Consider the following 23,813-nt stretch of genomic DNA (forward strand, 5'->3'; position numbering starts at 1 on the left):
AGCACCACTCGGAATCATCCGTTCCGAGTGTTTGGAATGGCGCTGCTTGACGTGCTGGAATGCGCTGAACTGCCCAGTAGTCAAGGGCGCTGGTAGATACGGCGGCACACAGCAGGTGCCGACGCCGAGAGGTTGTTGGTCGAGTGAGGCGAAGCATGAACGGTCCCGAGCCGTCGGCACGGGGCAACTTCACCCCGCCGGCGCGCGGAGCGGCTCCCGCACAAGTGGCCGGCCCGGAGCCCACGCCGGCACCCGCGCCGAGCGGGAGCCGGTTCTCCCCGCGCAACTGGCGCGTGCCGACCAGGCTGAACGCGATCCTGCTCATTCCCGTGGTGGTCGGCCTCGTCATGGGCGGCTTCCAGGTGAAGAGCTCGATCGACACCTGGCAGGAAGCCCAGGACGCCGAGAAGACGGCCCGCCTCGTGCAGGCGGCGCTGAACTACGGCGACAAGCTGTTCGTCGAGCGCGACCTCAGCGCCGCCCCGCTGCTCTCCGGCAAGGGCGCCAAGGACGCGACCGTCGTGAAGGTCCGCCGGGACACCGACCTGGCCGCCGACGCCTTCGACGAGGCCGCCCAGAACATGCCCCATACGCCGGGCCTGGAGCGCCGTCTCCAGGTCTTCCACGATGTCGAGCCCGGTCTCGACAAGCTGCGGGCCGTGGCGTACACCAACAAGCTCACCGGTGTGGCCACCGAAGAGGGCTACCTCCAGATCCAGCACCCGCTGATGGAGTTCGCCAACGAGCTCGGTCTGGGCACCGGAAACATCACCAGCTACGGCCGTACGGTCTACGCGATCTCGCTGTCCAAGGCCGCGCTGTCGCTGGAGCGGTCCATCGGCATGCACATGCTGATCAAGCCGGGCTCCGGCCTCAGCTCCCTCGCCAGCCAGCGCGTCGCCCTCTCCTCCTACGCCTACCTCGAGGGCATCGCCATCGAGGAGTACAAGGGCGGTGGCACCGAGGACGACACCGCGAAGCTCACGGCCGCGACGGCGGACGTCAAGAGCGAGCTGACGCAGGCGGCGCAGGAAGCCGCGGCCAAGGACCCGAACTACATACCGCCGCCCGCGAACACGACCGAGATGGTCAAGGAGCTCGCCGGTCTCCCGTCCACGCTGGAGAGCGACCGCGCGAAACTCGCCGCGAACGGCATCACCGCGCAGAACTGGATGGCGGTCAACACCGCCAAGTACAACGCGTACCGCAAGATCGAGTCGGACCTCGCCGACAAGGCCGTGGCCGAGGCCGGTGACATCTCCGACAACGCCAAGACCGACGCCTTCATCACCGGCGCCATCGTCGTCGTCGCCCTGCTCGCCGCGTTCATCCTGGCCGGCATGGTGGCCCGCCAGATGAGCCGCGCGATGCGCCAGCTGCGCAGCGCCGCCTTCAATGTCGCCGAGCAGCGTCTGCCGATGCTGGTCGACCAGCTCTCGCGCACCGACCCCGGCCGGGTCGACACCCGCGTGCAGCCGATCCCGATCACCACGACGGACGAGATCGGCGAAGTCGCCCGCGCCTTCGACCAGGTCCACCGCGAGGCCGTACGACTGGCCGCCGAGCAGGCCCTCCTGCGGGGCAACATCAACGCGATCTTCACGAACCTCTCGCGCCGCAACCAGTCGCTGATCGAGGGCCAGCTGACCCTGATCACCGACCTGGAGAACAACGAGGCCGACCCGGACCAGCTGGAGAACCTCTTCCGCCTGGACCACCTCGCGACCCGTATGCGCCGCAACGGCGAGAACCTCCTGGTCCTCGCCGGCGAGGAGCCCGGACGCCGCTGGGACCAGCCGGTCCCGCTGGTCGACGTGCTGCGCGCCGCCTCCTCCGAGGTGGAGCAGTACGAGCGCATCGAGCTCTCCGGTGTCCCGGAGGCCGAGATCCACGGCCGCGCCGTGACCGACCTCGTGCACCTGCTCGCCGAGCTGCTGGAGAACGCGACCACGTTCTCCTCCCCGCAGACCAAGGTCCGCGTCACCGCGACCCGTCTCCCCGACGGCCGCATCATGGTCGAGATCCACGACAAGGGCATCGGCCTGACCGCCGAGGACTTCGCGGACATCAACCACAAGCTGGCCAACCCGCCGACCGTGGACGCCGCGATCTCGCAGCGCATGGGTCTGTTCGTGGTCGGCCGGCTGTCCGACCGCCACAGCATCCGCGTCCAGCTGCGCCCCTCGGGCGAGCAGGCCGGCACCACCTCGCTGGTCATGCTCCCCGACGCCATCACCCACGGTGGCGGTGGCGAGCAGCCGATGCGCGACGAGTTCACCGTGTCCCAGATCATTCCCGAGCAGCAGCAACAGCAGCAGGCGTTCCCGGGCGAGAACTTCGGCGCCCAGCAGCAGCCCGTGCTGACCGCCGCGGACCTCGGTTTCGACGACAGCCGCTACGAGGTCCCGGACGACATCCGCGATCTGGACCCCGTGGGCCGCTCTCTGATGCGCGAGGGGCGCCGTGCCGCCCTGGAGGCCCAGACGCACGGTCCGGAGGGCACCGAGGCCCCCCAGGGCTACGCGGACGGCTTCGAGGCCCAGCAGCCCGCGTACGACAACGGGCAGCCGTCCTTCGACGGTGCCCCGGCGTACGACGGCGCCCAGGGTGTGCACGAGGAGCAGCAGACCACGTACGACCAGCAGACGTCGTACGAGGAGCCTCAGCAGGCTGCGTACGACGAGGCGTACTTCCCGTCCAACGGCGGCTACCCTGAGCCCTCCTACACGGAGCCGGTCCAGCAGGAGCACGCCGGAATGGGCGGCTCCGCCCCGGAGACTCTGTCGGGCTTCGGTGAGCCGTCCTACCAGGACGACTGGCCGCAGCAGCAGCCGCGGCAGCAGGACGCGTACCAGGGCGGGTACCGGCCCGGCTACGCTCCGGAAGCGGAATCCCCGCAGGTCGCTGACGCGAGTGAGCAGGACAGCGTAGGCTTTGGTCGTCCGGGACCGGCCACTTCGGCCCCCCGCACGATGACCGACGCGGGACTCCCCCGCCGCGGACCCGCCCCCGCCGGCAACGCCCGGCGCCCCGCGGAACCGCCGAGGGAGCAGGCGGCGCCCATGTCCTCCGGGAACACGGGCGACGATTGGCGGTCGTCCAACGATGATCGGTGGCAGCGCGCCGAGCAGCTGAAGAAGCCCAAGGCTGGCGGGGTCACCTCGTCCGGTCTGCCGCGGCGGGTGCCCAAGGCCAACCTGGTCGAGGGAACCGCGGAATCGACCCCCCAGGGAGGCCCCCAGGTCTCCCGTGCTCCCGAAGACGTCCGGGGCAGGCTGAGCAACCTGCGTCGCGGTGTCGAGCGGGGACGCAGTGCAGGTAGTGAGACGAACGGTCAGGGCTTCGGTTCTGACAGCACCTACAACCAGGAGCGTTAGTGTGAGCCCGATGAGCCAGGCGGCACAGAACCTGAACTGGTTGATCACCAACTTCGTGGACAACACCCCCGGTGTGTCGCACACAGTGGTGGTCTCCGCCGATGGACTCCTTCTGGCTATGTCCGAAGGCTTTCCCCGTGACCGCGCCGACCAGCTGGCAGCCGTCGCGTCCGGTCTGACCTCTTTGACCGCGGGCGCGTCCCGTATCTTCGAGGGCGGCCACGTGAACCAGACCGTTGTGGAGATGGAGCGAGGATTCCTGTTCCTCATGTCCATTTCAGACGGTTCTTCACTCGCAGTACTCGCACACCCTGAGGCGGACATCGGTCTCATTGGGTACGAGATGGCGCTTCTGGTGGACCGTGCGGGCACGGTTCTCACTCCGGACCTTCGTGCGGAGCTCCAGGGCAGCCTTCTCAACTAATAGACAGACGGTGCGAATTGTCGTCCCGGGGCCGTAAGGTTTCGGGACGCGGTCCCAGCGTTGGGTGCCCGGCACAGTCGGAGGAGGAGAGAAAGTGGTAACACCCCCAGGCGGTTCGTCTTCGGGCAATTGGTCGTACGGCCCCGGCCAGGGGCAGGGCGGCGGTTCAGGCGACCCGAACCGGTACAACTTTCCCTCCGCACCCAGCCAGCGACAGCAGCCGTACGCGCCCCAGGGCCCCCAGGGCCCCGGGCCGTCTCCGTACGACCAGCCGTCGGCACCGCGCATCCAGCCCGTGCAGCCGCAGCGGCGCTCTCCCGAGGCGTCGCCCGCCGGAGGGTCCAACAACCCTCTGGTGCGTCCGTACGCCATGACGGGTGGCCGCACCAGGCCCCGTTACCAGCTCGCCATCGAGGCGCTGGTGCACACCACCGCGCAGCCGCACCAGATGCAGGGCCAGTTGCCCGAGCATCAGCGGATCTGCAACCTCTGCCGTGAGATCAAGTCGGTGGCCGAGATCTCGGCCCTGCTGACCATCCCTCTCGGTGTTGCCAGGATCCTCGTCGCCGACTTGGCGGAGGCAGGCCTGGTCGCCATCCATCAGCCCGGCGGCGACGAAAACGCCGGCGGCCAGCCAGACGTGACTTTGCTCGAAAGGGTGCTCAGTGGACTTCGCAAGCTCTAGCGGAGGGCCTTCCCGCTCCACCACGTCCGCGAAGATCGTGGTGGCGGGCGGCTTCGGCGTGGGCAAGACCACGTTCGTCGGCGCCGTCTCGGAGATCAACCCGCTGCGTACCGAGGCCGTCATGACGTCCGCCTCGGCGGGCATCGACGACCTCACGCACACCGGCGACAAGAAGACGACGACCGTCGCCATGGACTTCGGCCGTATCACCCTCGACCAGGACCTGATCCTGTACCTCTTCGGTACGCCGGGCCAGGACCGCTTCTGGTTCATGTGGGACGACCTGGTCCGCGGCGCCATCGGCGCGATCGTCCTGGTGGACACCCGGCGTCTGGCCGACTGCTTCCCCGCGGTCGACTACTTCGAGAACAGCGGCCTGCCGTTCGTCATCGCCCTCAACGGCTTCGACGGCAACCAGCCGTACCAGCCCGAGGAAGTCCGCGAGGCCCTTCAGATCGGCCCGGACGCCCCGATCATCACGACCGACGCCCGTCACCGCGCGGACGCCAAGTCGGCGCTGATCACGCTGGTCGAGCACGCCCTCATGGCGCGCCTGCGCTAGCGTCTCCCGCTCGCACGACGACGGCCCCTGCTTCTCCGCCCGGAGAAGCAGGGGCCGTCGCGCGTGGCCGGCCGCCCCGGTCCGAACACCTCCGCGGCCCGTCCGTACCCGCCCGGCACGCGCGGACGGGAGCGTCCCGCCGAACTGCCGCCCCGTACGGCCCCGTCGGGCGACGGGACGACGGGGACCGACCGAACACCCGCCGAAGAGCCCCCCGTTGGCCCTGGAGGGCGCCCGCGGGCTTCAGGACACACCACAGCCCCGCCCTCCATCGGGAGGACGGGGCTGTCGGCGTCAGACCCTCAGTGCCAGCTGTGCGGCGCCCGGAAGCCGGGCTCCCGCTCCAGTCGGCGCCAGCCCGCCTTGCGGTGGGGACGGTGGGAGGAGGCGGCATCAGTGGGAGCGGAGGCGGCACGGGCCAGGAGGATCGCCGTGATGGCGGCGACCTCCTCGGGCTCGGCGTGGCCCTTCTCGACGCGGATGTCAGCGTTGCTCATAGGTTTCAGTCTCCATGAGAGAGGTTTCCGCGGGGGTACCGCGGAGGATCCGCCGGGTTACTGCGGGGGGTTGCCGTGCTTGCGGGAGGGCAGGTCCGCGTGCTTGGTGTGCAGCATCGCGAGCGACTTGATCAGGACCTCGCGGGTCTCGGCGGGGTCGATGACGTCGTCGACCAGACCGCGCTCGGCGGCGTAGTACGGGTGCATCAGCTCGGCCTTGTACTCCTTGACCATGCGGACGCGCATCGCCTCGGGATCGGCGGCATCGGCGATCTGACGGCGGAAGATGACGTTGGCGGCACCTTCGGCGCCCATCACGGCGATCTCGTTCGTCGGCCAGGCGTAGGTGAGGTCGGCCCCGATGGACTGGCTGTCCATGACGATGTAGGCACCTCCGTACGCCTTGCGCAGGATGAGGGAGATCCGCGGCACCGTCGCGTTGCAGTACGCGTAGAGCAGCTTCGCGCCGTGCCGGATGATCCCGCCGTGCTCCTGGTCGACACCCGGGAGGAACCCGGGCACGTCCAGCAGCGTGATGATCGGGATATTGAAAGCGTCACACATCTGGACAAAGCGTGCAGCTTTTTCGGATGCCTCGATGTCGAGCACACCCGCCAGGCTCTGCGGCTGGTTGGCGACGATGCCGACGACCTGGCCGTCGAGGCGGGCCAGCGCGCAGATGATGTTGCGGGCCCAGCGCTCGTGGACCTCGAGGTAGTCGCCGTCGTCGACGAGCTCCTCGATGACCTTGGTCATGTCGTACGGGCGGTTGCCGTCGGCCGGGACCAGGTCCAGCAGCACCTCGCTGCGGCGGTCGGCCGGGTCGGCGGACTCCGCGCGCGGCGGGTTCTCGCGGTTGTTCTGCGGGAGCATCGACAGGAGGTAGCGCACCTCGGCGATGCAGGTCTCCTCGTCGTCGTACGCGAAGTGGCACACGCCCGAGGTCTCGGCGTGGACGTCGGCGCCGCCCAGGCCGTTCTGGGTGATCTCCTCGCCGGTGACCGCCTTGACGACGTCCGGGCCGGTGATGAACATCTGCGAGGTCTCGCGGACCATGAACACGAAGTCGGTCAGGGCGGGGCTGTAGGCCGCGCCGCCCGCGCACGGGCCGAGCATCACGCTGATCTGCGGGATGACACCCGAGGCCTTGGTGTTGCGCTGGAAGATGCCGCCGTAGCCGGCGAGCGCGGAGACGCCCTCCTGGATACGGGCGCCGGCGCCGTCATTGAGGGAGACCAGCGGCGCGCCGGCCGCGATGGCCATGTCCATGATCTTGTGGATCTTCGTGGCGTGGGCCTCGCCCAGGGCGCCGCCGAAGATGCGGAAGTCGTGGGCGTAGACGAAGACCGTGCGGCCCTCGACCGTGCCCCAGCCGGTGATGACACCGTCGGTGTACGGCTTCTTGGCCTCCAGGCCGAAGCCGGTGGCCCGGTGCCGGCGCAGCTGCTCGACCTCCTGGAACGAGCCCGCGTCCAGCAGCAGCTCGATGCGCTCCCGGGCGGTCAGCTTGCCCTTGGCATGCTGCGCCTCGGTCGCCTTCTCGCTGGGACCCCGCAGCGCCTCCGCACGGATGGCGTGCAGCTCCGCCACGCGGCCACGCGCGTCGGTCGGTTCGCCTGTGGGGATCATGGTGCTCGCGGTGTCGGCCTCGTCCAAAACGGTCATGTAGCGACCATACGAAGTCCGCCGAGGAAACAGGCCCGTCGACTCTGCACAGTCTCCGGACCGTTTTCCTGGTGCCCCTGAACAGAACCACCATCACATGCAGGCGATCCGACTGCCCGGAGGGGTTCGGGCTTGTGGGGGTCTCACAAACCGTTCCGCCGAGTGCCACCCGGCATTCCCGCGGGGCACATGCCGTCACCGGGGTGACGCGAACCCCCCGTTCGGCGGCCCGCGCCCTCCCGGGCGCCGGTCCGGCGGCACGTCCGCCCCGCCCGCCGGAACGGCCGCACGAGGGTGCGCGGAGGCGGCGTCCGAGTTCCGGGCCCACCCACCGGGGCCGGGCGCGGGCGACTCGCCGTGACGTCACGCAGGCACCCCGACACGCTCCGGATACTGTTGAAACTTGAACGGAATAGGTCTACGGTTGCCCGTGTTGACCTCGTTGAACATTCAACAGAATGACGCCGTGGCTCTCACCGGAACCGCGGCCCCTCTCCCAAGGAGCATCTGATGGGCATCTTCGGCCGCAGGACCACCGACACCGCCGAGACCTCCGCCGTCGCGACGGCCACGGCGACGACCGGCGCCGTCAGCCCGGACCTGGCCGCGCTGACCGGCGACTACACCATCGACCCGTCCCACTCGGCGATCGGCTTCGTCGCCCGGCACGCGATGGTGACCAACGTCAAGGGCACGTTCAACGACTTCGAGGGCACGCTGCACCTCGACGGCACCGACCCGTCCAGGTCGACGGCCTCCCTGGACATCAGGATGGACAGCATCGACACCGGGTCCGCCGACCGCGACGGTCACCTCAAGAGCGCCGACTTCTTCAAGACCGACGAGTTCCCGGCGATGACCTTCCGCTCCGTCAAGGCGGAGGCCCTGGGCGGTGACGACTACCGGATCACCGGCGACCTGGAGATCCTCGGCACCACCAAGCAGATCAGCATCGACCTGGAGTTCAACGGCGCGGCCAAGGACCCGTTCGGCAACGAGCGCGTGGGCTTCGAGGGCAAGGCCGAGATCCTGCGCTCCGAGTGGGGCCTCACCTGGAACGCGGCCCTGGAGACCGGTGGCGTCCTCGTCTCCGACAAGATCAAGCTGAACTTCGACATCTCGGCGATCCGGAACGCCGGCTGAGCCCCGGGCCGCGAGGCCCGCGCCGCCGCACGCTTTCCCCCGGCGCCGAGCTCCCCGTACAGGGGCGCTCGGCGCCGCCGTATGCGCGGACCCCTGCCGGACCCGTGCGCGGCGCCCTTCAGAAGCCGCCGCCGAAGTCCCCTCCCCCGCCGTCACCGAAGCCGCCGCCGAAGTCACCGGGGTCGAAGTCGGCGCCGGAGACATCGCCTCCGTCGTAACCGCCGCCGAAGTCGCCGTAGCCCGTGCCGTACGCGGCCCCGTACCCGGGACTCGCCATCATGCTGCCGAGCACGGTCCCGACGAGCAGTCCCGGCAGCACTCCGCCGCCGAAGTAGCCGCCCGCCCAGGGCCCGTACGCCGGGCCGGCGTCCCAGTACGGGCGGCGGCCGTACCGGGTCTCCACCTCGCGGACCGCCGGTTCCTCACCGCCGACGAGACGCATCCAGTCCGCCTTGCAGACCGGGACCTCGCGGGGCGCGCCCCCGGCGGGCGTCCAGGCCGTGTCGGCGACGGACGGACCGTGCCGGGGGTCGAAGAAGCAGGGCGCGCGGCGCTCGGGGACCGGACGGCCCTCGCGGCGCGCGGCGAGGACGGCGAGGGAGAAGCGGCCCCCTTCCAGGGACTGGGTGACGGCGCGCACGTCCTCGGGGCGCCGTGCCCCGGCCATGAGGGACTTCGCCTGTTCGTAGGCGTCCAGCGCGCGTTCGTAGTCCGCGCGCATCGAGTCGTCGGCGCCGGCTTCCGCGGGGTGGAAGTCGAGCCGGTCCAGTTCCTCGCCGAAGGCGGTGATGTCCTCGTCCACGACCACGCGGAGCCGGTCCAGCGCCGCCCGCTGTTCCTCCTCCTTGCGGCGCCGGTTGCGGCGCACGACCGCGTAGGCGCCCGCGCCGCCGACGACGGCCACCGCGCCGACCGCGATCAGCGCTCCCGTGGGAACGGCTCCGCTGTCCATGCCCCCGCCCCAGCTCGCGGGGGCCGAGCCGTGGATGGCGGCGAGCGCGCGGTCGGTGAACTCGTTCAGCTGGGTGTTCGCGTCCGAGATGCCCTGGACGCTGGTGACGAGGTTCTGCACGGCCGAGCGGGACATCACCGCGGAGTCGGCGCGGGCGTCGAAGCGGTCGCCGAGCCGGATCGCGTAGAGGCCGGTGATTCCGGTGGCGGTGCGCAGATTCCGGAAGAGGTCCTGGGTGGGGTAGTTCGCGGGAAGCACTGCGACGAAGACCGGCTTGTCGGCCTTCTCGATCTTGGACGCGAGGGCGTCGGCCTCCGGCGTGGAGAGCTGGCCGGAGGCGGCCGGGTCCACATAGACGGGACCCTTGCGCAGGGCCGCCGCGACGGTGGAGACGTCGGTGGCGGCGTGCGCCCGGGGCGCGGGGAGCCACACCATCGCCAGGGCCGCGAGTGCCATCGCGACCAACAGGCCCGGAAGTCCTCGGGTGTGTGCGGCCCTCATGCCTTGAAGCTACCCGAACCGGGGCGAAACAGGACACTGGGCGAGCGGCGCCCCGCGCGGCCGGGGCCGGGGCGAGCGACACCCCCGCCGGGCCGGGGCACGGACCCGGCGCCTCGACCCTGCACCTCGACACCCCCGCCCGTCCGTGGCGCCGCGCGACATCGGCCCGGCGTCAGGGAACGATTCGGTTCCACCTTCCGGAAGTGTGGCCTCCACCACAGCAGGAATTGGCATGGACCTGATGAAGTGATCGGATGGTCGGACTCATCCTTCGCGTCCTCCCGTTCTGGGTGCGCGAACCGCTGCTCATCGTTGTCGGCTTCCCCTTCAGCGGCTTCCTCTTCTACGCCGCGGCCCGGGACGGGTCGGCCTTCGGCGCGTTCCTCGGCGTCGCGGTGCTCGTGTTCACCGTGATCCGTGTGTACACGGTGATCACGGCCCTGCGGGCCCGCAAGGCGGTCAAGGAGCTCAAGAGCGCCGCGGTGCCGTCGGCGACGCCGACGGCACCGTAGACGCCGCGGACCGGAACGCGGGCCGGCCGGGGCCGGCACTCGGCCCCGGCCGTCCCTCTGCCCGCTTCCTCACCCCGCGCGGTACGCCTTCGTCAGCTCGGCCACCGCCTTCGCGTAGTGGCCGGTCAGCAGGAGATGGTCCGCGTCCGCGAAGTGCCCCGCGTTCGCCGCGGTGACCGACGGGCCGATCTTCTGCTGGACGAGCAGGCGGGCCTTCGTCACGACCCTGCGGGCGACCCGGTCGTCCCCGGACCGCTCCGCCGCCGCGGCCACCCGGGCCAGTTCGCTCAGCGTGGCGGCGCCGCCCCTCGGCGCCTTCGCCAGCGTGGTGAGACCCCATCCGTACGGGAACTGCGGGTCGTAGGAGGCGTCACCGACGTTGATCGGCAGCTGGGACTGCGACTTCGGCCAGGTCACCGGGAGCTGCCCGGTGAAGGCGCGCTTCCCGTAGAGGACGTCCGCGACCCCGTCGCCCTCGGTGCCCGGCAGCCAGGAGGCCACCAGGGCGTCGATGGCACCGAGCCGGTCGCCGATGAGCTGCGGGCGGCCCGAGACGACCAGCACCGCGCACTTCATGGCCGCGCACACCTTGTCCACGGCCGCCTTGTCGGCCGCGGTCAGCTCCAGGTCGTTGCCGTTGCCGACATCGCCGACCCCCTCCGCGTACGGGGTCTCGCCGACGACGACCACGCCGACGTCGTAGCCGGCGGTCGGTGCCGAGGCGTCCTTGGAGTAGGTGACGTCACCGCCGGCGTTCCGCATGCCCTGGAGGATCGTCGTGCCCTTGGTGATCGGGCCGGACGAGCCCTGCCAGGTGAGGGTCCAGCCACCGGTCTGGTTGCCGAGGTCGTCGGCGTTCGAACCGGCGACGTACACCTTCTGGGACTTCTTCAGCGGCAGTACGCCACCCGCGTTCTTCAGCAGGACCTGGGACTCGGCGGCGGCCTGCCGCGCCACGGCCCGATGCGCGGCCGAGCCGATCCGCGAGGCACCGCTCGTGTCCGCGTACGGCTTCTCGAAGAGGCCCAGCTCGAACTTCTGGGTGAGGATGCGCGACACGGCGTCGTCGATCCGCCGCTCGCCGACGCGGCCTGCGGTCACCTCGGCCATGAGCGCCGTACGGAAGTCCTTGTACGAGTACGGCACCATCATCATGTCCACGCCCGCGTTGACCGAGGTGCGGACGTGCGAGGCGTAGTCACCGGGGAGCTGGTCGATGGCGTTCCAGTCGCTGATGACGAAGCCGTCGAAGCCCATCCGGCCCTTGAGCACGCCGTTGATCATGTCGGCGCGGGCGTGCATCTTCACCGGGCCCTTGCCGTCACCGACGATGTCGAGCGAGGAGTACGACGGCATGACCGAGCCGACACCCCGGTCGACGGCTGTCTGGAACGGCGCCAGGTGCACGGCCTCCAGCTCCTGCCGGGTGACCTTGGTGACGCCCTGGTCGAGGGTGTACGAGCCCGTCGTGGACGTGCCGTACCCGGTGCCGCCGTCGCCGACGAAGTGCTTGGCGGTGGCGAGGACCTTGTCGTCGTCCTTCAGGTCCTTGCCGCTGCGGGCACCCTGGAGACCCTGGATGATCGTCTCCATGGACTTCACGAGCGCCGGGTCCTCGCCGAAGGACTCGTAGGAGCGGCCCCAGCGTTCGTCGCGCGAGACGCACAGGCAGGGGGCGAAGTCCCAGGGGATGCCGGTGGCGCGGACCTCGGAGGCGGTCACCGCGCCCGTCTTCTCCGCCAGGGCGGGGTCACGGGTGGCGCCGATGCCGATGTTGTGGGGCATGATCGTCGCGCCGGCGAGGTTGTTGTGGCCGTGCACGGCGTCCACGCCGTAGATCAGCGGGATCTGGAACCGGGTGGCCTGCGCCCGCAGCTGGTAGCCGTCGATCATCTGCGCCCAGGCCCCGGCGGTGTTGGGGGTCGGCGTGGAGCCGCCGCCGGAGAGCAGCGACCCGAGGTCGTAGGAGGCGATGTCGCCGCCCGTGCCGATCGCGCCGCGCTCGGCCTGGGTCATCTGCCCGGTCTTCTCCTCCAGGGACATCCGGGAGACGAGGTCGGCGACCCGCTTCTTCACGGGCAGCTTCGGGTCCAGGTACGGCAGTCCGTGGGCGTCGATGACGACCTGCGGGATCTCGGCGGGGGCCTTGGCGCCGGTGACCGTGAGCTCGAGGGGGATCGTCTCGGCCGCTTCGGCGGACTTGTCGCGCAGGGTCGGGACCTTGACGACACGGCTGGTGCCGGACACGGTGCCCGCCGGGAAGGTGACCTCGCCGTGGACCGGGGCGTAGTCCCTGCCGGGGGTGGCGCTGCCGCCCGCGCTCTCGTACGCGACGGTCACCGGCTCGTCGATCGGGGCGGAGCCGGTGGTGGCGACGGTGACCTTCACGGAGGCCGTGGCGCCCTCCCGTACCGGATAGACCGCGGCGTCGGTGGTGACGGAGGCCCGCAGGGACTGGTCGGCCCTGCCGTACAGCTCGACGTCGTCCATGGCGAACTGCCCCTGGACACCGGCCGGGAGCGTGAGGGCGTAGCCCCACATCTGCGTCAGGCCGAGGACGTGGTCGATCCCGCCGACGGGCTGGTAGTCCGTGCGGTAGACGAAGTCGGCGAAGGGGATCTCGATCTGTTTCCAGCCGGTGAAGTCGTCGGTGAAGGAGGTCGTCCACAGCTCGGAGGCCTCGCCGTTCGCTCCGCCGTCCTTGATCTCGAAGGAGATCTTCTTGGCGGTGTTCCGGCCGTCCCACCAGAAGCGGACGCCCTTGTGCGCGGACCAGTCGTGGGCCGGCCGGCCGGCGGCGAAGTCATGGGTGAAGCCGCCGTAGCCGCTGATGTCGTAGTCGCCGGTGAGGACCTTGGCGCCCTCGGGCGCGTCGGACCGCGCGGTCAGGGCGAGCTTCGGCGGGTCGTCGCTGTCGCCGCCCCAGGTGAAGATGCCCTCGTCGGGCTGGGTCGCGAAGGGCACCTCGCCCTCGAAGCGGTCGACCGGGACGGGCGCGGGGTCATCGGCCGCCGCCGCTCCCGCCGAGGCGAGCGGAAGCAGTCCGGCGATCAGCGCGGCACCGGCCAGCAGAGCGGTTCTTCGTACGGAAATCCGATCGAGCCCGGTCAATGGGGTTCCCCTCGACTCTCACGTTGTTCTGACGACGTGCTTCCCGACGATGACGTGCCTGTTCTGTTCTCTCGCTCTTCTTACGACTTAGATCACGGCGTGAGTTAACTGGCGTCCCGGCAACCCGTCAAGACTTCACGTCAGAACCGGTACAGACTCAAGTCCCGGCCGGATCAGAGCAGTTGTTCCTTCAGACAATGAACGCGCAACCCCTTGACGCGGGTTCGCGGCCGTCATTTACTCACGCCTCGCACGCCTCCCACCCCCACCTCCAGAAGGGCGGCGCTCCATGACGAGATCCACCAGGAGATCCACTCGGGCGGTCCGGCTGATCGTCGCCGGGCTGCTCGCCACCGCGGGATTCACGGCGGCCGCACCCGCCCACGCGGCGGGCGAACAGGTCACCGCCTATCTCACGACGACGGACGACGACGGCGGACGCCACGTCGTGCGCGGGCTCCAGGCCCAGGCTCCGTTCGCCTTCCAGTCGGGCAGCGGCGGCAGCGGGGAGAACATCACCGTCGACGAGAACACCCGGTACCAGACCTTCACCGGCGGCGGCGCGTCCTTCACGGACACCGCCGCCTGGCTGATGAACAGCAGCGGCGCCCTGTCGCAGGGCACCCGCGACGCGACGATGCGCAAACTGTTCTCGCCGACGGACGGGATCGGGCTGTCCTTCCTGCGCAACCCCATGGGCGCCTCGGACCTCGCCCGCTACGGCTACACCTACGACGACGTGCCGGCCGGGCAGAGCGATGCGAACCTGGCGCAGTTCTCCATCGCGCACGACCTGGCCGACGTGGTGCCGCTCACGAAGCAGGCGCTCCAGCTCAACCCCTCCCTGACGGTGATGGCCTCGCCGTGGACGGCCCCGGCCTGGATGAAGGACAGCGGGTCGCTGAACGGCGGCTGGCTGAAGGCGGAGGACTACGGCGCGTACGCCTCGTACTTCGTGAAGTACCTCCAGGCCTACCGGGACCAGGGCGTCCCCGTCTCGTACGTCACCGCCCAGAACGAGCCGACCTGCTGCTCCGGCTATCCCTCGATGAGCTGGAACGCCTCGGGGCTCGCCTACTTCACCAAGAGCGAGCTGCTGCCGAAGCTCCAGGCGGCCGGGCTCTCCACCAAGGTGCTCGCCCACGACTGGAACTGGGACGTGTACGACTCCTACGCCGCCCAGACCGTCGACGACGCGGCGGTCCGCTCGCACCCGAACTTCGGCGGGATCGCCTGGCACGGGTACGGCGGTGACATCACCAAGCAGACGTCCGTGCACAACCAGTACCTGGGCCTGGACGCCTTCGGGACCGAGCACTCGGGCGGCACCTGGATCGCCAACCAGCAGCGCGAGGACATGCTCAACATCGTCGACTACACCCGCAACTGGGCGAAGTCGGTGACCAAGTGGTCGCTGGCGGTGGACCAGAACAAGGGCCCGCACAACGGCGGTTGCGGCACCTGCACCGGGCTGGTCACCGTGCACGACGGGGACGGCGCGAGCGGGACCGTCGACTACACGGTCGAGTACTACACGATGGGGCACCTGACGAAGTTCGTCCGGCCCGGGGCGCAGCGGATCGCCTCCACGGCGTCGTCGGCCGTCCCGAACGTCGCCTGGCGCAACCCGGACGGAAGCAAGGCGCTGATCGCCTACAACGACGCCTCGGCGGCCAAGACGGTCACCATCGACTGGGGTGGCCGGCACGCGACCTACTCACTGCCCGGCAAGACGTCCGCGACCTTCACCTGGTCCGGGACGCAGTCGAACGGGGGCGGTCAGACGGGTGCGTTCGTCGGGCTGGCCGGCAAGTGCCTGGACGTGGCGGGCGGTTCGAGCGCCAACGGCACGGCGGTGCAGCTCTACGACTGCAACGGGACCACGGCGCAGCAGTGGACCGTGGCGGCCGACGGTTCGGTCCAGGCGCTCGGAAAGTGCCTGGACGTGACCTCGGCCTCGACCTCCGACGGGGCGAAGGTGCAGTTGTACGACTGCAACGGGACCGGTGCGCAACGGTGGTCGTACAACCCATCGGCCGGTGACATCGTCAACACGGCAGCGAACAAATGCCTCGATGTGACCGGCAATTCGTCGGCCAACGGCGCACGGGCACAGATCTGGTCGTGCACGGGGGCCGCCAACCAGAAGTGGCACTTGCAATAGGGCGGGTCGCGTCCCGCCCTCGACAAGGGGCGGGACATGAGACGTGACGTGATGGCGATCGTGGGTGTGGTGACCGCGTGTCTGCTGCTCAGCGGATGCGAGGCGGAACTACTGCCGCTGGCCGCGGTACGCCTGGATACGGAAGGGGTACCGCGGGCGGTCCTGCGGCCGTGCGGTGACGACCTGATCGGGGGGCTCTCGCTCGTCGGGACTCCGGCCGGGACGGACTCCGGGCGGAACCGCTCCGGCTGGAAGGTGCCGGGCGACCGGCACGTCACCGACACCGAGTTCCCGCTCTTCTCGCCACCGTCCGCCTGGCGGGCCCGTGCCACGGGACAGCAGCGGCTGGTGCCGGACTACACGTACGAACTCGGCTTCGGGAAAGCCGAGTTCAACTACGAGTACACCGGCAACGTCACCTTCCGTGCGGCGGATCTCGCCACGCTGAAGCCCGGCCAGGTGTGGGCCGACGACCGGGCGATGAGCCTCGGCGAGTTCGAGAGGCTCGCCGAGGACTCCTGTTGAGGCGGACCTACGCGGCCGGCTCGACGCCCGCGCGCAGCAGGCCGTAGGTGTACGCGTCCTCCAGGGCCTGCCAGGACGCGGCGATGACGTTCTCCGCCACGCCGACCGTGGACCACTCCCCCGCGCCGTCGGACGTGGAGATCAGGACCCGGGTCGTGGACTGCGTGCCGTGCTTGCCCTCCAGGATGCGGACCTTGTAGTCGACCAGCTCCAGCTTGGCGAGCTGCGGGTAGAGCGTCTCCAGGGCGACGCGCAGGGCGCGGTCGAGGGCGTTGACCGGGCCGTTGCCCTCGGCGGTGGCGACGATGCGCTCGCCCTTGGCGAAGAGCTTGACCGTGGCCTCGTTGGCGTGGGAACCGTCGGGGCGGTCCTCGACGATGGCCCGCCAGGACTCGACCTCGAAGTACGTGCGCTTCCGGCCCTCGGCCTCCTCGCGGAGCAGGAGTTCGAAGGACGCGTCGGCGGCCTCGTACGTGTAGCCCTTGAGCTCGCGCTCCTTGACGCGTTCCACGACCCGGCCGACCAGTTCGCGGTCGTCGCCGAGGTCGACGCCGAGCTCCTTGCCCTTGAGCTCGATGGAGGCGCGGCCGGCCATGTCGGAGACCAGCATCCGCATGGTGTTGCCGACCTGTTCGGGGTCGATGTGCTGGTAGAGGTCCGGGTCGACCTTGATCGCGGAGGCGTGCAGGCCCGCCTTGTGCGCGAACGCGGACACGCCCACGTAGGGCTGATGGGTGGAGGGGGTCAGGTTGACGACCTCGGCGATGGCGTGCGAGATCCGCGTCATCTCCCGCAGCGCGCCCTCGGGGAGCACCTTCTTGCCGTACTTCAGCTCCAGCGCGGCGACGACGGGGAAGAGGTTGGAGTTGCCGACGCGTTCGCCGTAGCCGTTGGCGGTGCACTGGACATGGGTGGCGCCGGCGTCGACGGCGGCCAGGGTGTTGGCGACCGCGCAGCCGGTGTCGTCCTGGGCGTGGATGCCGAGGCGGGCTCCGGTGTCCGCGAGGACGGTGGAGACGACGGCCTGGACCTGCGCCGGGAGCATTCCGCCGTTGGTGTCGCACAGCACCACCACGTCGGCGCCGGCCTCGTGCGCGGCCCGGACGACGGACTTGGCGTAGGCGGGGTTCGCCCGGTAGCCGTCGAAGAAGTGCTCGCAGTCCACGAACACCCGCCGGCCCTGCGCCACGAGGTGGGAGACGGTGTCGCGGACCATCTCCAGGTTCTCGTCCAGGGTGGTGCGCAGCGCCAGTTCCACGTGCCGGTCGTGGGACTTGGCGACCAGCGTGATCACCGGGGCACCCGAGTCCAGGAGTGCCTTGACCTGGGGGTCCTCCGAGGCCTTGCCGCCGGCCCGGCGGGTCGCGCCGAAGGCCACGAGCTTCGCGTGCCGGAAGTCGATCTCCTGGGCGGCGCGGGCGAAGAACTCGGTGTCGCGGGGGTTGGCGCCGGGCCAGCCGCCCTCGATGAAGCCCACCCCGAAGTCGTCCAGGTGCCGCGCGATGGCCAGCTTGTCCGCGACGGTGAGGTTGATGCCCTCGCGCTGCGCGCCGTCGCGCAGCGTCGTGTCGAAGACGTGGAAGGAATCGTCGACTTCGCTGGTTTCCGTCATGGTCTCAAGGCTCCTGTGTTGAAACTCGGTCTACCGGAATGACCGGCTCCACCGTCCCCCAATGATCCCTCGCGCTGCGCTCCCGGCTGAAGGTGGGCCAGAAATGCGAAAAACCCCTCGCGGGTGCGAGAGGTCTGCGCGCGGGTCGAGGACGACGGTGTCCGCCCGTACCTGGTCGTACGTGGCGGTCACTGCGGACCGGCGCGCCTGCTGCCAATAATCATGGCGAACGAGAGCACGGGGGCAGTCTGGCACATTCCGTCCCCGCGATCACACGGTGTCTCAGGATGCGAGCACTGGGCTACGTGATCGGCGGACGGCGGCCGTTCAGGCCAGCGACGCGTCGAGGAACTCCCGTACGTGGGACAGGACCTGTTCGCGGCTGGTGCCGCGCAGGCCGATGGCCACATGGATGGAGAAGCCGTCCAGCAGGGCGCGCAGCCGGGCGCCGAAGCGGTCCGCGTCGAGGGGGCGGAACTCGCCGCGCGAGACGCCCTCGGCGAGCAGGGCGACGAGGTCCCGGTGCCAGGCGCCCTCGATGGCGGCCTGCCGTTCGCGGGCGTCGTCGTCCGCGTTCTGGGAGTGGCTCCAGACCTCCAGCCACAGGGTCCAGTGCGGGTCCCGGTGGCCGTCGGGGACGTACAGGTCGACGTAGGCGTCCAGGCGCTCGCGGGCGGTTCCGCGGGCGGCGAGCAGCCGGCCGCGTTCGGTGCCGAGGCGGCCCTCGCTCCACTCCAGGGTGCGCAGCAGCAGTTCGTCCTTGGTGCGGAAGTAGTACAGGAGGTGGCCGCTGCTCATGCCGACCTCACGGCCGAGCGCCGCCATGGTGAGCTTCTCCAGACCGCGCTCGGCGATCATCTCCATGGCGGCGGCGAGGACCTCCTCGCGCGGTGGCGCGTTCTTCCGCGCACCGGCCATCCGTGACTCCCGTTGTCAGACCTTCGGCTGCTGCTGGGTGATGCAGTGGATGCCACCGCCGCCCGCGAAGATCGTACGTGCGTCCACCAGCGTCACGGTCCGCTCGGGGAAGAGCCGGTGGAAGATGTCCGCCGCGGTCTCGTCGCGCGGGTCGTCGAAGCCGCACAGGACGACGCCGTCGTTGCAGAGGTAGTGGTTGATGTAGGAGTAGTCGGCCCAGTGGCCGTCGGCCTCCAGGACGGTCGGGGCGGGGACCTCGACGACCTCGATGGCGCGCCCGCGCGCGTCGGTCTGGGCCTTCAGCAGTCCGATGACCTCGCGGCTGACTTCGTGGTCGGGGTGCGCGGGGTCCTGCTGGGAGTGGGCGACGATCACGCCGGGCCGGGCGAAGGCGGCGACGATGTCGACGTGGCCGAGGGTGCCGAAGCCGTACGGGGGGTAGTCGCCGGTCAGGCCGCGCGGCAGCCAGATCGCCTTCTCGGTGCCGAGCTGGGCGTGGATCTCCGCCTCGACCTCCTCGCGGCTCCAGCCGGGGTTGCGCTCGGGGCCGAGCTGCACGGTCTCGGTGAGCAGCACGGTGCCCTCGCCGTCGACGTGGATCGCACCGCCCTCGTTGACCAGCCGGGAGGCGTACGTCTTCGCCCCGGCCAGGCCCGCGACCTCGGCGCCGATCTTGGAGTCGTGCTCCCAGCGGGCCCAGCCCTGGGCGCCCCAGCCGTTGAACGTCCAGTCCACGGCGGCGAGTTCGCCCTGGCCGTTGGTGAGGAAGGTGGGGCCGATGTCCCGCATCCAGGCGTCGTCGAGTTCCCGCTCGACGAGGTCGATGCCGGGGCCGAGGAGTTCGGCGGCCGCGGCGGACTGGCCCGGGCCGCACACCACCGTGACCGGCTCGAAGCGGCGGACCGCGCGGGCCACCGTCGCCCAGGCCGCGCGGGAGGCGGCGAGGTCCTCGGGGCTGTCGAAGGTGGGGTTGGGGCCCGGCCACGCCATCCAGGTGCGCTCGTGCGGGGTCCACTCGGCGGGCATGCGGAAGCCGTCGGCGGCAGCAGACATGGGGTGTTCCTTACAGGCTGTGTCCATCAGAGGAAGTACAGGCGGTTGAGGGAGACCGAGTCGGCGGGCTCGGAGCGCAGCGGTTCGCCGTCGAGGGTGACGAGGCCGGTGCGCCCGTCCACGTCGACCGCTCCGGTACGGGAGTTGAGGCGCAGGTCGGCGGGGCCGATGCCGCGGGTGCCGCGGACCGCCACGCGGCGGCGGCGGGTGGGCATGGTGTCGTTGCCCTGGTCGAGCGCGGCCTGGGCGACGAAGGCCACCGAGATCTCGGCGGGGGTCGCGCCGTGCGCCCCGAACTGCGGTCCGAGGACGAGGGGTTCGCAGGTGTCGGTGGCGGCGTTCGGGTCGCCGACGACACCGTAGGCGGGGAAGCCCGACTTCAGGACGAGCTGCGGTTTGGCGCCGAAGTACTCGGGGCGCCACAGCACGATGTCGGCGAGCTTGCCGGTCTCGATGGAGCCGACCTCATGGGCGAGGCCGTGCGCGATGGCCGGGTTGATGGTCAGTTTGGCCATGTAGCGCAGGACGCGTTCGTTGTCGTGGTCCTCGGGGGCGCCGAACTGGGCCTTCATCTTCCCGGCCATGGCGAAGGTGCGGCGCACGGTCTCGCCGGCGCGGCCCATGCCCTGGGCGTCCGAGGAGGTGATGCCGATGGCGCCCAGGTCGTGCAGCACGTCCTCGGCGCCCATGGTCCCGGCGCGGATGCGGTCGCGGGCCATGGCGGCGTCGCCGGGCAGGTCGGTCTTCAGGTCGTGGACGGAGACGATCATGCCGTAGTGCTCGGCGACCGCGTCCCGGCCGAAGGGCAGGGTCGGGTTGGTGGAGGACCCGATGACGTTCGGGACTCCCGCCATCTTCAGCACGTTCGGGACGTGTCCGCCGCCGCAGCCCTCGATGTGGAAGGCGTGGATGGTGCGCCCTTCGAGCACCCTGAGGGTGTCCTCGACCGACAGGCACTCGTTCAACCCGTCGCTGTGCAGGGCCACTTGGACGTCGTGGTCCTCGGCGACGCGCAGCGCGGTGTCGAGGGCGCGGGTGTGGGCGCCCATGTCCTCGTGGACCTTGAAGCCGCTCGCGCCGCCCTCGGCGAGCGCCTCGATCAGCGGCGCGTCGTGGGAGGACGAACCCCGGCCCAGGAAGCCGATGTTGACGGGCCAGGCGTCGAAGGCGGAGAACGCGTGGCGCAGCGCCCAGGGCGAGTTGACGCCGACGCCCCACACCGGCCCGAACTCCTGGCCGATGACCGTGGTGACGCCGGAGGCGAGCGAGGCCTCCATGATGCGCGGCGACAGCAGGTGGACGTGGGTGTCGACGGCTCCGGCGGTGGCGATGAGCCCCTCGCCGGAGACGATGGACGTGCCGGTGCCGACGACGACGTCGACGCCGTCGAGGGTGTCGGGGTTGCCGGCCCGGCCGATCGAGCAGATGCGGCCCTCGCGGATGCCGATGGACACCTTGCGGATGCCCTGGACGGCGTCGATCACCACGACGTTGCTGACGACGACGTCGCAGGTCTCCCGGACGGCGGCGGCCTTGAGGTGCAGTCCGTCGCGGGCGGTCTTGCCGAATCCGGCGAGGAACTCGTCGCCGGGGAGCTGGGCGTCGGACTCGACGCGGACGGTCAGCCCCGAGTCGCCGAGCCGGATGCGGTCGCCGGCGCGGGGGCCGTGGGTGGCGGCGTACTCGTAGGGGGTGAGGCGGCGCGCCTCGGCGGGGTGGCCTCCGGGGCGGCTCATCGTTCGGCCTCCTGGTCACGGGTCTCGGGTACGCCGAGGTATCCGCAGGCGGCGGCCCGGCGCAGGGCTTCTTCTCTGGCTCCGGGGGCGTCCAGCGGCCCGTCGACGAGGCCGGCGAAGCCGATGGCGACGCGCGCTCCGCCGATGGGCAGCAGGCCCACCTCGGCACTCTCCCCCGGGCCGAAGCGGACGGAGGAGCCGGCGGGCACGGCCAGCCGCATGCCGTAGGCGGCCGGGCGGTCGAAGTCGAGCCGCGGGTTGGCCTCGAAGAAGTGGAAGTGGGAGGTGACGGAGACGGGGACGGAGGCCGTGTTCGTCACGGACAGGCGGACGACGGCCTCGGGCTCGGCGTGCTCCGGACCCGGCAGCAGGGCGCCGGGGGCCCGCTCGCCGAGGCCGCCGCCGATGGGGTCGCTCACCACCGCGAGGCGCGAGCCGTCGTCGAAGACGGCCTCCACGTGCACCTCGGTGACGATGTCCGCGACGCCGGGCAGGACGTCGCCGGGGCCGAGGACGGACCGGGCCGCCTCGACGGCCTCGGCCAGCCGTCCGCCGTCGCGGGCCACCTCGCAGACGGTGTCCGCGATCAGCGCGGTGGCCTCCGGCACGTTGAGCCTGAGGCCTCGCGCCCGGCGGGCACGGGCCAGCTCGGCGGCCGAGAACAGCAGCAGTCGGTCACGTTCCGTGGGGGTCAGTCGCACGCCACGACACCTCCTCGCCTTCCTCCGTTTAGAGCATCACTCTAAACGTCGGATTCATGGAAGGGAAACATTGACGGATGACCATCGGAGGCGCCACATTGAGCGTCGCTCAAACTCGTGATGTTTCCCGCACCACGCCAGGTGGCCGTCAAAGGAGACCAGCCATGCCGATCGAACAGCGCGGAGTCGACACGATCCCCGACGAGGAACGCACCAGCGGGCCGCGCGACCTCGTGTCGATCCTGCTCGGTTCCAACCTCTGCCTCGGGGTGATCATCTTCGGCTGGCTGCCGCCCTCCTTCGGGCTCGACTGGTGGTCCTCGGTCAGCTCGATCGTGGCAGGCACGGTCGTCGGGACGGCGCTCACCGCGCCGCTGGCGCTGGTCTCCCTGCGGACCGGCACGAACCTCTCCACCTCCTCGGGCGCGCAGTTCGGCGTCCGCGGACGGCTGGTCGGCTCGATCGTCGGCCTGCTCCTCGCCCTCGGCTACACCGCGCTGACCGTGTGGATCGGCGGCGACGTGATGATCGGCGTGCTCGGCCGCCTCTTCGGTCTCCCGGCGAACGGGGTCTCGTACGCCGTGGTGTACGCGGTGCTCGCCGCCGCCACCGTCGCGGGCGCCGTCTACGGCTACCGCGTGCTGCTCGCCATGTCCCGCGCCCTCGCGATCGGCATGTCGGCCCTGCTGGTGGTCGGCGTGATCGCGTACGCCCCGCACTTCACCACCGCGGCGCTCCCGGAGGCCGGCGGCTATCTGCTCGGCTCGTTCTGGCCCACCTGGCTGCTCGCCGCCGTCGCCGCCGGTCTGTCGGGCCCGATCGCCTTCATCACGCTGCTCGGCGACTACACCCGCTACATCTCGCCCGAGCGCCACTCCTCCCGCACGGTCCTGCACGGCACCTGGCTCGGCCTGATCGCCGGTCTGCTGGTCCCCCAGCTCTTCGGCACCTTCACCGCGTACGGGGCCCGCGCGGCCCTCGACTACGCGGGACCGCTGGTCTCGGCGTCCCCCACCTGGTACCTGATCCCGCTGCTGCTGGCCGCCTCCGCGGGCTCGGTGGGCAACGCCGGTCTGATGCTCTACTCGATGGGCCTCGACCTCGACGCGATCCTGCCCCGCGCCTCGCGCGCCCGCGCCACCTGCGCGGTCGCCGTCGTCGCCATGCTCTGCGTGTTCGTCGGCCACTACGCCTGGAACGCCCAGTCCGCGATGACGTCCTTCGTCCTGCTGCTGACCGCGATCGGCACCCCGTGGGCGGTCATCACCCTGATCGGCTTCGTCCGCTGCCGCGGGATCTACGACGCCGACGCCCTCCAGGTCTTCAACCGCCGCTCCCGCGGCGGCGTCTACTGGTACCGGGCCGGCTGGAACGTCCAGGCCACGACGGCCTGGGTGCTGGGCGCCTTCGTCGGCCTCCTCGCCGTGTCCCTGCCGTCGTACGAGGGCCCGCTGCTGACCCTGACCGGCGGCGTGGACTGCAGCTTCATCCTGTCCGGCCTGATCGGCGGCCTCGCCTACCTGGCGCTCACGGCCGGCAAGCCGTCACCCGCCGTCGAGCCCCGGCAGGAACCTACTCGCGCCGAAAGCAGCGCTCAGGGCGTTCACCCCGGATGAGCGACGACTTGGCGAGGAGACTCGGCCACACAGGCCGGGGCTCTTCGCCATGCCTCAGC

Annotated in this window: 18 protein-coding genes; 9 read left to right on the forward strand and 9 right to left on the reverse strand. The window is 70.6% G+C overall.

Annotation, left to right across the window (positions count from 1 at the left end; genetic code table 11):
• Positions 1-143 precede the first annotated feature (143 nt).
• The 4 genes from ACH4S8_RS25535 (at position 144) to ACH4S8_RS25550 (ending at position 5,048) form a co-directional block, all read left to right on the forward strand.
• Complete coding sequence (locus ACH4S8_RS25535; protein ID WP_398397790.1) at positions 144-3,377, forward strand: nitrate- and nitrite sensing domain-containing protein; 3,234 nt, start codon at positions 144-146, stop codon at positions 3,375-3,377.
• 10 nt (positions 3,378-3,387) lie between these two features.
• Positions 3,388-3,801, forward strand: a complete 414-nt coding sequence (locus ACH4S8_RS25540; RefSeq protein WP_037625176.1) for a roadblock/LC7 domain-containing protein — start codon at positions 3,388-3,390, stop codon at positions 3,799-3,801.
• A gap of 94 nt (positions 3,802-3,895) precedes the next feature.
• Positions 3,896-4,486, forward strand: coding sequence for a DUF742 domain-containing protein (locus tag ACH4S8_RS25545; RefSeq protein ID WP_398397792.1), 591 nt, complete (start codon positions 3,896-3,898; stop codon positions 4,484-4,486).
• Positions 4,467-5,048, forward strand: coding sequence for an ATP/GTP-binding protein (locus ACH4S8_RS25550; protein WP_151472110.1), 582 nt, complete (start codon positions 4,467-4,469; stop codon positions 5,046-5,048). Before ACH4S8_RS25545 ends, ACH4S8_RS25550 begins: the two co-directional genes overlap by 20 nt.
• A gap of 302 nt (positions 5,049-5,350) precedes the next feature.
• Here the strand turns inward: ACH4S8_RS25550 and ACH4S8_RS25555 are convergent, their stop codons facing one another.
• Positions 5,351-5,545: an acyl-CoA carboxylase subunit epsilon gene (locus tag ACH4S8_RS25555; protein WP_339131795.1), complete on the reverse strand. Its 195-nt coding sequence runs from the start codon at positions 5,543-5,545 to the stop codon at positions 5,351-5,353.
• A 57-nt stretch (positions 5,546-5,602) separates the two neighbouring features.
• Entirely contained in the window at positions 5,603-7,210 is a 1,608-nt protein-coding gene (locus tag ACH4S8_RS25560) for an acyl-CoA carboxylase subunit beta (RefSeq protein ID WP_398397795.1), read from the reverse strand.
• Positions 7,211-7,720: 510 nt separating this feature from the next.
• On the opposite strand from ACH4S8_RS25560, the gene ACH4S8_RS25565 reads away from it, so the two are divergent.
• Positions 7,721-8,353, forward strand: a complete 633-nt coding sequence (locus ACH4S8_RS25565) for a YceI family protein (RefSeq protein ID WP_398397797.1) — start codon at positions 7,721-7,723, stop codon at positions 8,351-8,353.
• Positions 8,354-8,471: 118 nt separating this feature from the next.
• Here the strand turns inward: ACH4S8_RS25565 and ACH4S8_RS25570 are convergent, their stop codons facing one another.
• Positions 8,472-9,806, reverse strand: a complete 1,335-nt coding sequence (locus tag ACH4S8_RS25570) for a hypothetical protein (protein WP_398397799.1) — start codon at positions 9,804-9,806, stop codon at positions 8,472-8,474.
• 254 nt (positions 9,807-10,060) lie between these two features.
• Between ACH4S8_RS25570 and ACH4S8_RS25575 the strand changes: the two genes are divergently transcribed.
• Positions 10,061-10,318: a hypothetical protein gene (locus ACH4S8_RS25575; RefSeq protein WP_398397801.1), complete on the forward strand. Its 258-nt coding sequence runs from the start codon at positions 10,061-10,063 to the stop codon at positions 10,316-10,318.
• A gap of 69 nt (positions 10,319-10,387) precedes the next feature.
• Here ACH4S8_RS25575 and ACH4S8_RS25580 read toward each other — a convergent pair whose 3' ends face one another.
• Positions 10,388-13,429, reverse strand: a complete 3,042-nt coding sequence (locus ACH4S8_RS25580; protein WP_398397803.1) for a glycoside hydrolase family 3 protein — start codon at positions 13,427-13,429, stop codon at positions 10,388-10,390.
• Between the two features lie 289 nt (positions 13,430-13,718).
• Between ACH4S8_RS25580 and ACH4S8_RS25585 the strand changes: the two genes are divergently transcribed.
• Both ACH4S8_RS25585 and ACH4S8_RS25590 read left to right on the forward strand, forming a co-directional pair.
• Positions 13,719-15,593, forward strand: a complete 1,875-nt coding sequence (locus ACH4S8_RS25585) for a ricin-type beta-trefoil lectin domain protein (RefSeq protein ID WP_398397804.1) — start codon at positions 13,719-13,721, stop codon at positions 15,591-15,593.
• 36 nt (positions 15,594-15,629) lie between these two features.
• Positions 15,630-16,118 carry a hypothetical protein gene (locus ACH4S8_RS25590; RefSeq protein ID WP_398397805.1) on the forward strand — a complete coding sequence of 163 codons (489 nt, stop codon included), beginning with the start codon at positions 15,630-15,632 and terminating at the stop codon, positions 16,116-16,118.
• Positions 16,119-16,125: 7 nt separating this feature from the next.
• Here the strand turns inward: ACH4S8_RS25590 and cimA are convergent, their stop codons facing one another.
• From cimA to ureA, 5 genes are all read right to left on the reverse strand, one after another.
• Positions 16,126-17,730 carry a citramalate synthase gene (gene cimA / locus ACH4S8_RS25595; RefSeq protein ID WP_398397807.1) on the reverse strand — a complete coding sequence of 535 codons (1,605 nt, stop codon included), beginning with the start codon at positions 17,728-17,730 and terminating at the stop codon, positions 16,126-16,128.
• A gap of 327 nt (positions 17,731-18,057) precedes the next feature.
• Positions 18,058-18,648: a TetR/AcrR family transcriptional regulator gene (locus ACH4S8_RS25600; protein ID WP_398397809.1), complete on the reverse strand. Its 591-nt coding sequence runs from the start codon at positions 18,646-18,648 to the stop codon at positions 18,058-18,060.
• 15 nt (positions 18,649-18,663) lie between these two features.
• A complete protein-coding gene (locus ACH4S8_RS25605; RefSeq protein ID WP_398397811.1) occupies positions 18,664-19,701 on the reverse strand; it encodes an agmatine/peptidylarginine deiminase in 1,038 nt (345 codons plus the stop codon).
• Between the two features lie 26 nt (positions 19,702-19,727).
• Positions 19,728-21,437 carry an urease subunit alpha gene (locus ACH4S8_RS25610; RefSeq protein ID WP_398397813.1) on the reverse strand — a complete coding sequence of 570 codons (1,710 nt, stop codon included), beginning with the start codon at positions 21,435-21,437 and terminating at the stop codon, positions 19,728-19,730.
• Positions 21,434-22,138, reverse strand: a complete 705-nt coding sequence (gene ureA, locus ACH4S8_RS25615) for an urease subunit gamma (protein WP_398397815.1) — start codon at positions 22,136-22,138, stop codon at positions 21,434-21,436. The genes ACH4S8_RS25610 and ureA overlap by 4 nt, the downstream gene beginning before the upstream one ends.
• 164 nt (positions 22,139-22,302) lie before the next feature.
• Between ureA and ACH4S8_RS25620 the strand changes: the two genes are divergently transcribed.
• Positions 22,303-23,754 carry a cytosine permease gene (locus ACH4S8_RS25620; RefSeq protein ID WP_398397817.1) on the forward strand — a complete coding sequence of 484 codons (1,452 nt, stop codon included), beginning with the start codon at positions 22,303-22,305 and terminating at the stop codon, positions 23,752-23,754.
• Positions 23,755-23,813 lie beyond the last annotated feature (59 nt).

Origin of the sequence: Streptomyces sp. NPDC021080 (assembly GCF_044333225.1) — a bacterium.
GTDB lineage: Bacteria > Actinomycetota > Actinomycetes > Streptomycetales > Streptomycetaceae > Streptomyces.